This window comes from Massilia putida (assembly GCF_001941825.1).
Classification (GTDB): Bacteria; Pseudomonadota; Gammaproteobacteria; order Burkholderiales; family Burkholderiaceae_D; genus Telluria; species Telluria putida.
Window position 1 is genome coordinate 3,992,431 of the sequence record NZ_CP019038.1, and the last position, 14,853, is coordinate 4,007,283.

Below are 14,853 nucleotides of genomic sequence, written 5' to 3' on the forward strand. Positions count from 1 at the left end.
GCGGAGGCCGCAACCCGGCCTCCGCCAAGGAACTAAATCGACAGTCGAGATGTCTGTTAACTGAGGAGAGGCACATGGCGCACATCACGATCGACGACCTCCGCTGCGAACGCACGCTCGACGCGCGCGCGATGGCACGCGTGCGCGGCGGTGACGGTGCGGCGTGGTGCTTCGGCTGGATCCAGCCTTACCTGCCCGAGCAGGTGCGCACCGCGCCTGTCATCAATTTTTATCAGATCAATAATTACGCGGACCAGATGATCAACCAGTTCCAGACGGTCAGCGTGAGCAATACGGCGCCGAATGCGGTCGTGACCGTCGGCGTGGATGAGCGGAGCACCAACAACGGACACGTCTGATGGGCGACGGGCCTCAACTTCGCTGGACCTCGGCGGCGCGCACCGACATCGGGCTCGTGCGCAGCAACAACGAGGATGCCGTGCTGGACCGGCCGGCGCGGCGCATGTGGGCCGTCGCCGACGGCATGGGCGGCCATGCATACGGCGAAATCGCGAGCCGCATGACGGTGGATGCGCTGGACGCGCTCCCCGCGGACGAGCCGCTGCAGCAGGCCGTCGCCGCCGCGCGCGTGTGCCTGCTCGAGGTGAACGGCGCGCTGGTGGCGGAAGCAGCGGCGCGCAACGTCCCCGTGATCGGCACGACGCTCGTGCTGCTGCTGGCCTCGGGCCGCACCGGCGTCTGCGTCTGGGCCGGAGACAGCCGCATCTACCTGTGCCGCGGCGCCAGCCTGCACCAGCTCACGCGCGACCACAATCAGTTCGAGGAACTGCAAGCCAGGAACCACCTGTCCCCCGCGGACGCATCGGCGTATCCGGGCGCCGCCATGATCACGCGCGCGCTGGGTGCGTCCACGACGCTGGAACTGGACGATGTGCAGGTGCAAGTCAGCGACGGCGACATATTCCTGCTCTGCAGCGACGGCCTGAGCAATGCAGTCAGCCCCGAACACATGTTCGGCGCGCTCACCGGCGGCGATTGCGCGCAGGCGGCCGATACGCTCATCCGGCTCGCGCTGGCCGCGGGCGGGCGGGATAATATTTCCGTCATCGTCGTGCGCGCGGATGATGTCGAGCCCGACCGGACCGTTCTCAATCCATCCTTGTGACCCTTGAGGGCACCTCGAAAAACCGTCGCGAGCGGCCGCAATGCTGTGGGAGAAACACAGCTGTACGAGAAACACAGCTGTACGAGCGTACGGCGAGCATCGCAGGGCTGGCCGTCCGCCACAGCAGTGCCACGCGCGGCAGGTTTGCCGACGTGCCCTTCAGTGGCGGCGGAAGTCCTTCGAATGCAGGCCGTGCTTCTTGAGCAGGATCTGCAGGTGGGAACGGTTCATGTCCCAACGCCGCGCCAGCTCGGCGACGGTACCCCCGACGTCCTTGAGGCCCCGTTCCAGGCAGGCGCGCTCGGCCTCGTCGCTGGCCGCGCGCTTGGCTTCCGCCAGCGAGGTGGGCGGCGCCGGCGATGCCGGGGATGGCAATGCGGGCGCTGCCTGCGCTTGCGGCGACGCCGGCCGTATGTCTTCCGGCAAATGTCCCAGATCCGCCGTGTCGCCGGCCAGGCAGGCCAGGCGGTACATCAGGTTGCGTAATTCGCGGATATTGCCGGGGTAAGGGTAGTCGAGCAGGAAGGCGCGCAATGCCGGCGTCATCCCGACCGGCCTGCGTTTGAGGACCTCGGCCGCCTCGTCGCCGTAATAGGCCAGCAGCAACGGGATTTCGTCCTTGCGTTCACGCAGTGGCGGCAGGGTCACGTGGATCACGCTGAGGCGATAAAACAGGTCTTCACGGAATTGGCCCAGTTCGATCAGCTTGCGCAGATTCTTGTTGGTGGCCGCCACGATGCGCGCGTCGACGGCGATCGTCTCGTCCGAGCCGACGCGCTGGATCTCGTGCGACTGCAGCACGCGCAGCAATTTGACTTGTCCCTGCAGCGGCAATTCCCCGATCTCGTCCAGGAAGATCGTGCCCTTGTGCGCGCTCTCGAACTTGCCCTTGCGGTCCGTGGCCGCGCCTGTGAATGCGCCGCGCTTGTGGCCGAAGAGTTCCGATTCGATCAGGCTCTCGGGAATCGCGCCGCAGTTGACGGAGATATACGCCTTGTCGGCACGCGCGCCGTTCGCGTGGATCACCTTCGCCATCAATTCCTTGCCGGTGCCGCTTTCGCCATCGACCAGGACGGGCAGATCGGTCGGGGCCGCCTTCTCCGCGATCTCGAGCGCGTCCAGCAGGCGCGGGTTGTCGCCGAACGTGCCTTCGAACACGAAGCTGCGCGCCAGCAGCGCCTGGCGTCGTTCGCCCGGCGTCTGTTCCGGACGGGGCGCGGCCTCGCTGCCGAGCGCCTGGATAAAACGCTCCTTGTGCGACAGCTGCATCACCTCGTCGCGCACGGCATTGGCCTGGCGCAGCAGCTTTTCGATCTCGGGCCGGTCCAGGTTGTTGGCCCAGCGCAGGGTCGACCGCAGGATTTCGAGCCGTTCCAGCAAGCCCGCATACGACATCGAGGAGCCGCGCGGCAGGTCCTGAGTAAACAGTTTCATGCTGCCGCCAGCTGTTTCTGCACGAGCTCGTAATACATGCCGCGCCCGGCCAGCAGCTCGTCGTGCCGGCCTTGCTCGACGATGCCGCCCTCGTACAGCACGACGATCTTGTCGGCCCGCATGATCGTGCTGAGCCGGTGCGCGATGATCACGGCCGTGCGCCCCGCGAGGATCTCGTGCATGTTGGCGATGATATTGCTTTCGGACTGCGTGTCGAGGGCCGACGTCGCTTCGTCGAACACGAGCAGACGCGGGTCCTGGTATAGCGCGCGGGCGATGCACAGGCGCTGCACCTGGCCGCCGGACAGCCCGACGCCGCGCTCGCCCACCACCTGCTCGTACCCGAGCGGCATCTTGCTGATGAACGCGTGCGCATCCGCCATCTTCGCGACCTGCTCGATGCGGCGCCGGTCGGGGCTCTCGTCGCCGCTGGCGATGTTCTCGGCGATGGTGCCGGAAAACAGCAGGTTACTTTGCATGACGTAGCCGACCTGGGCGCGATAATAATCCTTGTCGATGGCGGTCATGTCATAGCCGTCGACGAGGATCTTGCCGTCCGTGGGCGCATAAAAGCCGACCAGCAGTTTCGCAAGCGTCGTCTTGCCCGAGCCGCTGCGGCCCACGATCGCGACCAATTCCCCGCGCCGGATGTCGATGCTGATGTTTTCCAGCACGTACGCCGTGTCGTTGCCGCCGTAGCGGAAATACACGTTCTCGAGTTTCAAATCGCCGTGCAGGTCGGGCAGCACGACGCGGCTGGCCGCTTCGCTCGGCTTTTGTTCCGGTTCGATGTCGAGCACGTCGCCGAGGCGCTCCATCGCCACGCCGGCATCCGCCAGCCGGCTCCACAGGGCGACCAAGCCCATCAGCGGCGCCAGCACGCTGCCCATCAGGGCATTGAAGGCGATCAGCTGGCCGATCGTCAATTCGTGGTCGAGCACGAGGCTGGCGCCGGCCCACAAAATCGCGATCGTCGTGCCGGCATTCAGTAACTGGCTCGCGAGGCCGACGAGGATATTGAAGTTCTGCGCGCGGTACTGCGTGTCCAGTGCCTTGACGTATTTCTTTTCCCATTTCAGGCGGACGGGACGCTCGCTGCCCATGCCCTTGATCGTTTCCACGCCGCCCAGTGCTTCCATCAGGAACGCGTGCGCGTCGGTCGAGGCATTGAACACGTCGCGCGCGTACTGCTTGATGTGCGGCGTCGTCAGGATCGTCAACGCCATGATCGGGATGACGAAGGCGATCAACAGCAAGGTCAGCTTGACGTTGTAGACGAACAGGATAGAGAAATAGATGAACACCATCAGCAGATTCAGCATCGTCGTGACGGTGGACTCGGTCAGAAAGGCGCGGATCGTCTGGTTTTCCTGGAAACGCGCGACGATATCGCCCGTCTTGCGCTTGGCAAAGAACGAGAACGGCAGCGACATGGTGTGCTTGAAAAAGCCCGCCATCATCGAGAAGTCGAGGTTGCGCACCATGTAGTTGGCAAGATAGGCGCGCACGGTCGCCATCAGCTGCGAGAACACGTTTGCGATGACGAGCCCGGCAATCAGCAAGTGCAGCAGGCTGACGTTCTGGTGCACGACCACGCCGTCGAGAATGTTCTGGATGATCAGCGGCGGCACGATGCCCAGCATCTGGATCACGAAGGTCGCCAGGAACAGGTGCAGCAAGATGGTCCGGTACGGCCGCAGGTAGCCGACGAAGCGCAGCCAGGGCGAGCGTTCGACGGCCTGCGCGACCATGTCCTGGCCGGGCGTGAAGACGAGGCAGGTGCCGCTCCAGCCGCGCTCGAACGCCTCGACGGACAGCTTGCGGAAACCCACCGCCGGGTCGGCGACCCAGACCTGGCGCGGCGAGATGCCGTACACGATCACGTAGTGATAACCCTCCCAGTGCACGATGAAGGGCAATTCGAAGCCCTGCAGCGCGTCGAACGTGCACTGCACGCCGCGCGCGGAAAAGCCCAGCGTCTCGCCGGCGCGCGCGAGGCTGTCGAGGGTCGCGCCCTGCGTGGTGACGTTGGCCAGCTCGCGCAGCTTGCCAAGCGTGACCGACACGCCGTGATGGCGGCACAGCATGGCGAGACAGGCCGCGCCGCAATCCATCTCCTCGGCCTGTTCGACCAGGGCGAAGCGGCGGATCACGCGCTCGCCGATGTCCGGCTGCGAATCGAGGTCGAGCCGAAGCGGGCGCTTGCGGCGCTCGGCCAGCTTCTTCTGGCGCTCCAGCTCGCGTTCATTGGCCCGGATGCGGTCTTCCAGCACCTCGCGCAGGCCGGCGTTGCGCTCGAGGATCCGGTGCGCCGTCTTTTCGGGAATGACGAGCAGGGTGGCGGGCGTGACGGCGACGGCGGACGCCATCTGCTCCTGCCGCATCAGGCACGCTTTTTCGCCGAAGGTGTCGCCCGGCTGCAGCGTGGCCAAGGTGAATTCCTCGGCACCGTCGTGATACACGAGCCGCACCTGCCCCTGGCGCAGCACATACAGCCGGTGATCGTCGCGCCCGTTCTGCGTGAGGATCTCCTTGCCGGCCGGGACGCGCTTGACGCCCACGCTGCGCACGACGTCTTCCAGTTCTTCCTTGCCGACCTTGCCGCGCAGGTCGAACAGGCGCGCCACCAGGCCGCCGGCGGAACCGATCGCGACATAGCTCGTCACGAAGTCGAGCGCCTGCGGATGGCGGGCCAGCACGGGCTCGATGGCGGCGCGCGGGATCAGCCACAGCTCCGTCTTGAGCGAGGCGCGCGCCGACAGGTCGTGGTGGGCGTCGCGCAGCATGGCGATGTCGCCGAACGTCTCGCCGGTTTTACGTACGCCGATGCTGAGCTCCTTGCCGTGCTCCTCGGAAAACAGGCGCACGGAACCGGATTTCACGACATACAGGCCCTCGGCCGGCTCGCCCGCCTTGCAGACCGTGTCGCCGAACGCGTAATGGCGCACCTGGACCGCGCCGGCCAGCTGTTCCAGTTCCGCGCGCTCGAGCGGGGACAGGATCTCGACCGACGACAGGAAGTCGGCGGGCGACTGCACGGCGGAGGGCGCTGCCATGGTGCCTGCCGGGGTCAGCGCACCGGACACGCTTCGATCACGTGCTCCTGCGCGCGCGCCAGCAGCCACTCTTCGCGCAGCAGGCGCCGCACCTCGGCGGCCGTGTCGGCATCGAGCGTGGCCGGGTGTTTCGCATTGACGCAAAAGATTTCATAGCACGTCCCGTCCGGCGACGGAAACGGCCCGAGCAGCTCGCCCGCCCGCGCATTGAACACGCGCGCCTCGATATCGCCCTTGAGCGAACCGCGCAACACCTTGCCGATGACGCCGCCCTGCTGGCGGGTGCCCTCATCGATGGAGTGTTCGCGCGCCATCTCGGCGAACGCGTCCGGCTCTTCCTGCAGCACCGACATCATTTCCCGCGCCGCCCCTTCGGAATCGAGCACGACGTGGCTGACCTCGACACTGTCGAAGCGCGGCGAGTTGAGTTTGAAATATTGCGCAACGGCCGCTTCGCTGCAGACCTGTTCCAACATCTTTTCCTGGTACAGGCTGTCGGTGATCCAGGCCTCGAATTCGTCCAGGGACACGCCGAGCGCGTCGAGGTAGTGATTGGTGTCGGCGGCGCGATGCAGCCCGAGCGCGCGGCGGAATTCGTCGGCCCGCTCCTGGATCTGCTCGGGCGCGAGCTTCACGCCCGCCTGCCGGGCGGCGCGCGCGGTCAGCCGGTCGCGCACCATCTGCTCGACCAGGCCCTCGAACTGCCCGTTCAGCTTCAACGTGCGGATGAAGTCATCCGTCGTGATCACCTCGTCGTCGATGCGCACGATGCCCGCCATGGTTCCGCTCCTGCCGCCGGGAGAAGTCCGGGGAAGTTGTTAGAGCGTGCGGCGGGGTGAAGGTTCGTGGGACGGTCAATCGTGAACGCTGCGCCGCCCGACGATCACGTGCAGCACGAACAAGACGGCCACCGCGAAGCCGATACTCCAGTGCAGCAGCGACCAGATGGGACGATCGCTTTCGCCGGCCACGTAATACAGGCCGTAGCCGGTCAAGGTCAGGAAGGACAGCGTCGCGATCATCGCCCACCCCGTGACCGCATTTCTCCCGGCCCGGATCGCCCGGCGCACATGATGGTGCAGCAGGCTGCCGACGAAGAACAGCGCGGCCATCGCCGCCGCGCCATGCACCTTCATGGTCCAGGGTTCGAGCGGATTGACCGATTCGCCGAACTCGCTCGCCGGACGCAGGAAGTAATGCAGCACCAGCCAGGCCGCGCCCGACAGCAGCAGCACGACGCCGGTCGCGTACACGCTGCGGCGATGCCAGCGTTCGAGCTTGAAAGAGAGAAGACGGCCGGTGGTGCCGGGCATACGAGTCATAAATAAAATCAGATCAGGAAAGCGGTGGCGCCGAACGCGGCAAGCAGGGGATGGGCGCAATCGCCGGTCGCCAGCACGACCTTGGTCAACGCGTCCGCCACGGCGCAGCGGCGCGCGCACACCGAGGCGCTCGCGGCGGATACCAGGGGCCGGCCGTCGCGCGCGTCGACCAGCGCGCTGACCACGCCGCCTCGATGCGCACGCGCCGAAAAATAGCTGCCCGATGTCGCCAGCGCTTCGCCGCACAGCATTATATGCCGCGCGGCCCGACCGGGCGCGCCGGGCGCGCGCACCGCGACCGGGACGCGCGACACGCCGAAGGCGCGCATGTCTCCGCCGGCATTCACGCAGCCGCCGGGCACGCCCGCCGCCTCCAGGACGGCCACGGCGGCGTCGACGATATAACCCTTGGCGATGCCGCCGACGTCGATCCACCCCGCGCCGCACTTGCGTACCTGGCCGTCATCGTCGAGCGAGAATACGGCGGCCGACGTCAGAGCAAGGGGTTGCACGTGCTCCGGCGCCGGCAAGATCTGCCGGTCGACCAACCAGGGGGCGCACGCGATGTCGAACGCGCCGCCGGACAGGTCGGCGATCTCCCCGGCCAGCCGCAGGACGTTCCAGGTGGCCGCATCCACCCGCACCACGTCGCCGGGCGCGGCGCGGTTGATGTGCGCGATGTCGCTGGCGCCGTCATGAAAACTCATCAGCCGGTGCAGGCGCGCGATCTCGGCGAAAGCCGCCGTGACCGCGTCCTGGCTGGACGTTCCCTCGACGGCGATGTCGACGAGGGTGCCGAGCCAGGGCTGCGCGCGGCGGATCATTTCACCAGTGCGACCTGGGCCATGGCGGCGATGCGGCGCACGCCGTCCGTGACGTGCGTGCAGGACAGGGTGGCGCCGCTGATGTTGTCGATCCCGCCGCCGATGCGCAGGCCGCCGCTTTTGGCGCTCTTGCCGACGAACTGCCGGCGCCATGCGGGCAGCCGGATTTCGCTGCCGTGGCTTTCGCGGTACGTCAGGATTTCGACCTGGCGCACGCTGGCGTCAGGGTTGATGCCGACGGCGTAGGAGATGAGCTCGAATTTGCCGACCACGTCGTCGAGCACCATATAGCCCAGCAACGCCTCGCCCTTGTAGGCGCCGACGACGCGCCAATGCGCCGAACGTGCCGGCAGCCCGCCGACCTGCTCGACCTGGCGCATCTGCGCCGCATCCAGTGACAGCGGCACGGCGCGGAACGCATCGGCTTCCGGAAACATCAGCTTCTGCGCCTGTTCCGGGCTGAGGTATTGCGTCGCGAAGACGGGCGCCGTGACGGCGCAGGCGCCGAGAACGATCAGGGGAACATAGCGCATGTGATGCCTCCGGATGTCCGATCAATAGGAGAAGCCGACGCCCAGGTTCACCCGGTCGCGCGACTTATCTTGGCGGAATTTCTGATAATCCGCCTTGAGCACGACGCCTTGCGCGACCATCAGGTTCGCGCCGACGGTCGCGACGCGCTCGTACGGCGTGGTCGGCACGCCCAGTCCGGCGGGCTGCGACGCATACGTGCGGGCGGTATCGAAACTCTCGAAGCGGGCGAACGGGCTGAGCGCATACTCGTTGCCCTGCCAGAGTTTATAGGCGGCCTGCAGATACCAGCCCGCGAAGCTGCTGGGGACGGGCGTCGGCTTGCCGACGAAGGTCGCGTTGAGCGCTTCCGTGTTCGAGATGCGGCCATAGGCCCACAAGGCCGACAGATCCCACGCGCCCGGCGTGTAGCGGGTATGCAGTTCGGCCAGGGTCACGCGCGCGTCGTTGGCGGCGAAATCGGTCGTCGCATGGCCCGCCTTGCCCGTGAAGACAGAGCCGCCGACGAGCAGGCCGGGATAGCCGCGCCAGTTGAGCGCGCCGTGCAGCTGCAGGTCGCGCGACTTGGCCAGCTGCCCTTCCTGATGGATGGCGCCCAGCGGCGATTCACGGCCCTCGTCGGACGCCGCGTCCCACTTGGTCAAATCAAAACCGGTGGTCAGGCCCGTATCCCACGTAAAACCGTTGCCGAATTCGCCCGACAGGCCGACGCCGGCTTCACGCCAGGTCGTCGGGATGATCGCCGTTTCGACGAAGTTGCGCTCGACGCCGTAGTAGGCGGTCGGCTCGTGGTTCTGGTTCAGCAGGCCCACCGGCATCAGGAACAGGCCGGCCTTGCCGCGCAGGCCGTTATTGAACTCGCGCTCGACATACATCTGCTCGATGGCCGACTCGCCGCGGTCCGACGCGGACGCGATCGCATGCTCCCACTCGAATTCCGCGACCACTTTCGTCTTCTCGTCGAAGCGGTGCTGGATGCCGATAACGGCGCGGCGCAAGTCGGTCTGCGCGCCGCTGGCATTGCGCACGGGGTGGTTGTAGTTCACTTCGCCGTAACCAGAGAAGACCGTATCGGAGGCCGCGGCCACCATCGGGGCGGATGCCGGGGCGGCGGCTGCCGGCTGGGCCGGCACGCTGGTCGCCTCGGCGCGCGGGGCCGGGGCGGCGGCAGCTTGTGCACGCTGGGCCGCGAGTTCGGCCTTCACTTTTTCCAGTTCGGCCGCGAGCTGCTCGACACGTTTCGCCAGGTCGGTGTCCTGGGCCAGTGCGGCCACCGGAGCGGCAAGAAATGCGGCGGCCAATGCCGCGCTGATGACACGTTGCTTCATGAATATCCTAATGAGTGGTTAGTGTTGGTAGCCGTCGGTAAGCGTGCCGAGGAACTGGACCAGGTCGGCGATTTCGGCCTCGTTCAATGCCGGCGCCATGCCCGGGCGACGGTTGTAAGGGACTTCCGCCGTGTTCACGTTCCCGCGCATCGCCGGCGGCAAGTCGTTGAACTTGTCCACGGTCCCGTCGGCGTTCACCGGATACCAGCGTTCCGGGTTCGTATCGCGCGTGACGTAGAAGCGGACGACGTCGGTCAGGTTCGTGAACGCGCCGTTGTGGAAGAAGACTTTGCGCGTCGCCACGTTACGCAAGGTCGGCACCTTGAAGGCGCCGCACAGGTCCGTGCGATCGGCGAGATCGGTGCGATCGGGGCCGCACAGGCCCAGGTCGAAGTAGGCCGCATCCTGCGTGGCCGCGATGCGCATGTTGCGCGGCACGCCGAGGTTGTCGTAGCTGAAATCGGTGAACAAGGGAGCGCTGCCGCCGGCACCGCGCGCGCTCGGGTGACACGCCGCGCAATTACCTTTCGTCGGATCGTTGAACAACGCCAGGCCGCGCAGCTCCGCATCGGACAGCTTGGCTTTGCCGGCCAGGAACAGGTCGTACTTCGAATCGAACGGGTGGAAACGCGGATCCTCGTTCTCGAACTGTTGCAGCGCAAACTGGGCACGGCTGAACGCCTGGTCGACATTGTCGAAGATGTTGTCGCCGAAGGTGGCACGGAATTGCGCCGCGTACGACGCGCGCTGCAGCCGCGCGACGACGTCCGCCTTGCTGACGTTGGCCATCTCGTGCGCCGCCAGGAACGGCCGTTCGGCCTGCTCCTGCAGCGTACGCGCGCGGCCGTCGCGGTTGAAGCCGCCGACAGGCGTGCCGTCCGCCTCGAAGTGGAACGCCGGCGTCTGCTGCATGTAGCGCAGCGACGGCGACGCGCGGAAGCCCGGCACGTCGCCGTTCGGGCCGCCGAGCTGCACGGCAAAATCGTTGGTGGGGCCGTGCGCGTTATCTGGACTGTGGCAGGTTGCGCACGACTGCCGGCCGGATGCCGACAGCGAGACGTCGTTGTAGATCTTCTCGCCCAGAACGGCGCTGGGGCTGAACGACGCCGACACGGCCGCGGCCGTCGACGTGGCTGGCGTGGAACCACTGTCGCCACCGCCTCCGCAAGCCGTGAGGGCACCCGAAAGAAGAATGGTCAGGAACAGGACTGCAGGGCGAGGCTTCAGATGACGCATGCTCAGACGATAATAAGAATCTAAATGAGAATTATTCTAGTTTATCGTTGGATTCGTAGCAATGTACTTACAATGCAAAAGCGCCCGATGAGATATCTCATGTATCCAAATCGCAACGAATCCAACAGGTTGGGCGGTGTGTTGGATTGAAACCGACACAAACCGCCGCACAGGCCGCCTGCGACGTGACTCCTCGGTTGGCATGCTCCATGCATAGATGCAAGTGGGCGGGTGACGTGCGCTCATCCCATTTCCGACTACCTGAGGAGAACTATCATGGACACATTGACGATCAAGGACCTGGCCTTCGACGACGCGGCAGACGCGAACGCGCGCGTCCGGTCATTGTCAGCCGAGGAGATGACGCAAGTGCGCGGCGGCCGGGCGATCAGCGTGCTGGTCGACGGCCGGCCGGGCGGGACCGTGGACGATTTTTCGTTGAATATGGAGATATTCAAAGGGAACATCGGGGGGCCCATGGTGGTGTGAGCCGGGCTGTGCACAAACAATAATGTTTGACACAGGCGTCCCTGATAAATCAACAGTTTACACGTTCGTTGCACAACTTGCTGCGAAATAATGTCTGGCACAAGTGCGCGTCAAAATCTTTGAAGTATGCAGTTTGCAGCAATAAAGTTTGACACAGTCCGCAGCAGCTTGGGCAACGAATTTCGATCCCTCGTCACCAAATCTGTACTTTTCCGATGCTGCACCCGACAATACGTAATGGACAAGCTACCGCAATTCAAATGGCGATCAGGGTACGGTGATGTCATCTGCCATCGCTATGATGACGTAGTTCAAGACTACTGGACGAACGTGGCCCTGCCGGCGCTGGACCATGCTGTGAAAGAGGTGGCCTTCTGGGCAAGTAATCAAGAGGGCGCAGCGCCCTTTGTCCACGCTAACATGGTTGACCAGCTGTCCGTTACGGCGGCGGCGATGTGTCTATCGATCCAGTCGATCTGGGAACGTCAATTACGTGCTTATCTTCTCGCCTGCATCGACTGGAAAGATGACAAATTGGCCAAGAGGATCCAACACGCAACTTGGGATGCGCTCCAGGCGTTGTTCACCGAATTGCGTGGCGTACCCATGCAAGCGTTTCTGAGCTACCATGACCTCAACCTTCTTGCGCAGCTGGGTAACGTATGTCGTCACGGCGCTGGCCGGACTGCAAACGCACTCTGGCGCAACCATCCTAGTTTGTGGCCGGGAACCACGTGGCCAGCCGACTCGGCGCTCGCCCCGCCAATTGAGCAAATCTGTATCGGTAAGGAGTTGCTGGCTCGCATGGTGGACGCGATTGCCAGCTTCTGGCAGATGATCGGCTACCTGTACAAGGAAGGCATCACCGTCAAACACGAGTCATTGGTGCGCGCGCTGCCGGCAGATCGCGCGCAGTTCGCCGACGCGATCGCACATTTCAATTTCGTGGTGCGCGAAATCGGTCTAGTCTACAGTACGCCGCCGGGACCGGCGTCAGCTCTTTGAGCTCTCGTTTGGAAGCTCCTATGCAGAAATCTCCGAAACCAAAGGGCCTTCGGCGCCAATAGCTTGGAAGCGGTAGAACCTTGCGGCCGCCCCCATGTGACGGAACTTATGTCGAGCAAGCTGCAACAGCTTCTCGTCGCACGTGGAAATGACGAACTGCCGCTCACCCTCCGGAGAACTCTGCAACCCAAGAATCAGGTCGAGTAGAGCATACGTGTTCAGGTCATCAAAGTGGGTGACTGGGTCGTCCATCATGATGGACGAGAAGCCGGACCAAGTCTGAGAGCTGCAGGCGGTGAGGAACAGGCCCAAGACGAGGGTCTGCACCTGCGACTGGCTAAAGAAATCTGTCGGCCTCAGTGTCTCTCCCTTTCGATGGATACGAATGTCGATGGCCGAATCCTTGCTGGTAACCTCAACTTCGCCGAAGCCATAAACAGGACGGAGTCGCTGCTGAATGACGGCCGTCCTCGGCCCATACTCGGAGATGAAGTGCTCTGTCGCATAGGCCTGCTGCGTGCTGAGAAGCTTCTTGACTTCAGTAAAATAGCCGACCCAAGGCTGAACGTTCTGCGCGCGAGCGGTAGCTTCCTGAATTACGGCCTCGTTGGCAAGAATGCGCTGCCTGATGTTCTCGAAGGCAGCGGAAGTAGCAGCGGTGTCTACAGCCACCTCGAGTTCTGCAACGCGGTCCCGCAGACCTAACGCCGAGGCCTCGCGTCCCGCGGCGATTTCCACCTGTTGACGGAGCTGCTCCTGTGATACTGCGCTGTCGAACTTTACAGCTGCGAGTGCCGACAAGATCGACTGGATGCGCGCTTGATGCCCCATCTGCGTATTCCAGACCAAACTGGACACCCATTCCACGGCAAACTGGACACTGATTCCGCGGCAAACTGGACACCCGTTCCAGCGCAAACTGGACACTGATTCCGCTCCAAACTGGACAGTTTGAAGCGGGCCGAAGGGGCTGGCGGCAAGGGATAACTGTGGCACTCTCGCGGATTTTTCCGGGAGGGTTGCTTGACCAACAAAAGGTTATCCATGCGCAAAATCCATGAAGTCCTGCGGCTGCATTTCGAGCACGGCCGCTCCAAGCGGGAGATCGCCCGCATCATCAACGCCTCGCCGACCACCGTGTCGGACTACCTGGCCCGCGCCAAGGTGGCAGGCTTGCCGTATCCGATGCCGGCGGATCTTGACGACGCCGCGCTTGAGTGGCGGCTGTTTCCGCCGAGCGAGCCATCGTCAGTGAAGCGTCCGGCGCCGAACTGGCTGACGGTGCACAACGAGCTGCGCCGCAAGGGCGTCACGCTCGAGCTGCTGTGGCAGGAGTACAAGGTCGAGCAGGCCGACGGCCTGCAGTACAGCGCCTTCTGCGACCACTACCGCCGCTGGCGCCAGCAGCTGACGCTGTCGATGCGCCAGACCCACACGCCGGGCGAACGGCTGTTCGTCGACTATGCCGGCCAGACCGTCGGCGTCACCGACGGCGCCACCGGCGAAATCCGCGACGCGCAGATCTTTGTCGCCGTACTGGGCGCGTCGAACTACACCTATCTCGAAGCCACCTGGAGCCAGCAGCTGCCTGACTGGATTGGCAGCCACGTGCGCGCGCTCGAGTTCTTCGGCGGCTGCACGGAGCTGTGGGTACCGGACAACCTGCGCAGCGGCGTGACCAAGGCGTCGCGCTACGAGCCGGACCTCAACCCGACCTACCACGACCTGGCGGAGCACTACGGCGTGGCCGTGCTGCCGGCACGTGCCCGACGTCCGAAAGATAAAGCGAAGGTCGAGAACGGCGTGCTGGTGATCACCCGTTGGGTGCTGGCGCGGCTGCGCCACCAGCGCTTCTTCAGCCTCAACGAGCTCAATCGCGCACTGCGGACCCTGCTGGCCGATGTGAACCAGCGGCCCTTCAAGAAGCTGCCGGGCTGCCGCGCCAGCGCCTTTGCGGAGATGGACCAGCCGGCCCTGCGTCCGCTGCCGCAACGGCGCTACGAGTACGCCGAATGGAAGGTGGCCCGGGTGGGCATCGACTATCACGTCGAGATCGACGGGCACTACTACTCGGTACCATGCCAGCACGCGCGCGCCCAGGTGGACGTGCGCGTCACCAAGATGACCGTCGAAATCTTCCAGCGCGGCCAGCGCATCGCCAGCCAAGCTATCGAGGCTACGCAGAACGATGTACAGAAGCGCCTGACCGAATTGCTCAATCAAGCAAGTCAAGCCTCCATTGATCTCGCAAGCGGCTTACAAGCACTTACCGATACCGAGCGCGACACCGAAGAACAGCGGGCAGCGATGAGCGCTGCCGCCCAATCGGCCGATGAGCATGTCGACGCTCAGAAAGCAGTCCAGGCGGCCGCAAAAGCAGCTGTCACTGCTGCCCGCACGAGCCACCAACAGGCGAATCAAGCTTGGATGGGGTGCGTATTCCGCCGAAACTGGACACCCGTTCCGCCGCAAACTGGACACGCATTCCAGCGCAAACTGGAC

13 protein-coding genes and 1 pseudogene are annotated in these 14,853 nt (G+C 64.5%); 5 read left to right on the plus strand and 9 right to left on the minus strand.

Annotated features, from left to right (window positions below):
• The first annotated feature begins 74 nt into the window (after positions 1–74).
• Positions 75–359 carry a hypothetical protein gene (locus BVG12_RS19915; RefSeq protein WP_075793918.1) on the plus strand — a complete coding sequence of 95 codons (285 nt, stop codon included), beginning with the start codon at positions 75–77 and terminating at the stop codon, positions 357–359.
• Positions 359–1,126, plus strand: a complete 768-nt coding sequence (locus tag BVG12_RS19920) for a PP2C family protein-serine/threonine phosphatase (RefSeq protein ID WP_075793919.1) — start codon at positions 359–361, stop codon at positions 1,124–1,126. The genes BVG12_RS19915 and BVG12_RS19920 overlap by 1 nt, the downstream gene beginning before the upstream one ends.
• Before the next feature lie 159 nt (positions 1,127–1,285).
• On the opposite strand, the gene BVG12_RS19925 is transcribed toward BVG12_RS19920, so the two are convergent.
• From BVG12_RS19925 to BVG12_RS19960, 8 genes are all read right to left on the minus strand, one after another.
• On the minus strand, positions 1,286–2,560 hold the full coding sequence (locus BVG12_RS19925; protein ID WP_075793920.1) for a sigma-54 interaction domain-containing protein: 1,275 nt from the start codon (positions 2,558–2,560) through the stop codon (positions 1,286–1,288).
• Positions 2,557–5,616, minus strand: coding sequence for a peptidase domain-containing ABC transporter (locus BVG12_RS19930; protein WP_075793921.1), 3,060 nt, complete (start codon positions 5,614–5,616; stop codon positions 2,557–2,559). Before BVG12_RS19930 ends, BVG12_RS19925 begins: the two co-directional genes overlap by 4 nt.
• 14 nt (positions 5,617–5,630) lie before the next feature.
• Complete coding sequence (locus BVG12_RS19935) at positions 5,631–6,395, minus strand: peptidylprolyl isomerase (RefSeq protein WP_075793922.1); 765 nt, start codon at positions 6,393–6,395, stop codon at positions 5,631–5,633.
• 75 nt (positions 6,396–6,470) lie between these two features.
• The gene (locus BVG12_RS19940) at positions 6,471–6,938 is read right to left on the minus strand and encodes a DUF4405 domain-containing protein (RefSeq protein WP_229503662.1); all 468 of its coding nucleotides are present in this window, start codon (positions 6,936–6,938) and stop codon (positions 6,471–6,473) included.
• Positions 6,939–6,946: 8 nt separating this feature from the next.
• A complete protein-coding gene (locus tag BVG12_RS19945; protein ID WP_075793924.1) occupies positions 6,947–7,762 on the minus strand; it encodes an FAD:protein FMN transferase in 816 nt (271 codons plus the stop codon).
• Positions 7,759–8,295 carry an FMN-binding protein gene (locus BVG12_RS19950; protein ID WP_075793925.1) on the minus strand — a complete coding sequence of 179 codons (537 nt, stop codon included), beginning with the start codon at positions 8,293–8,295 and terminating at the stop codon, positions 7,759–7,761. Before BVG12_RS19950 ends, BVG12_RS19945 begins: the two co-directional genes overlap by 4 nt.
• A 21-nt stretch (positions 8,296–8,316) precedes the next feature.
• Positions 8,317–9,621, minus strand: a complete 1,305-nt coding sequence (locus BVG12_RS19955) for a putative porin (RefSeq protein WP_075793926.1) — start codon at positions 9,619–9,621, stop codon at positions 8,317–8,319.
• 18 nt (positions 9,622–9,639) lie between these two features.
• Entirely contained in the window at positions 9,640–10,857 is a 1,218-nt protein-coding gene (locus BVG12_RS19960) for a cytochrome-c peroxidase (RefSeq protein WP_075793927.1), read from the minus strand.
• Between the two features lie 276 nt (positions 10,858–11,133).
• On the opposite strand from BVG12_RS19960, the gene BVG12_RS19965 reads away from it, so the two are divergent.
• The gene (locus BVG12_RS19965; RefSeq protein WP_075793928.1) at positions 11,134–11,346 is read left to right on the plus strand and encodes a hypothetical protein; all 213 of its coding nucleotides are present in this window, start codon (positions 11,134–11,136) and stop codon (positions 11,344–11,346) included.
• A 237-nt stretch (positions 11,347–11,583) separates the two neighbouring features.
• On the plus strand, positions 11,584–12,351 hold the full coding sequence (locus BVG12_RS19970) for a hypothetical protein (protein ID WP_075793929.1): 768 nt from the start codon (positions 11,584–11,586) through the stop codon (positions 12,349–12,351).
• 18 nt (positions 12,352–12,369) lie between these two features.
• Here the strand turns inward: BVG12_RS19970 and BVG12_RS19975 are convergent, their stop codons facing one another.
• Positions 12,370–13,182, minus strand: coding sequence for an AAA family ATPase (locus BVG12_RS19975; protein ID WP_075793930.1), 813 nt, complete (start codon positions 13,180–13,182; stop codon positions 12,370–12,372).
• A gap of 213 nt (positions 13,183–13,395) precedes the next feature.
• Here BVG12_RS19975 and istA point away from each other — a divergent pair.
• Positions 13,396–14,514 (plus strand): annotated as a pseudogene (istA, locus tag BVG12_RS19980) (IS21 family transposase); the annotation flags it as partial.
• Positions 14,515–14,853 lie beyond the last annotated feature (339 nt).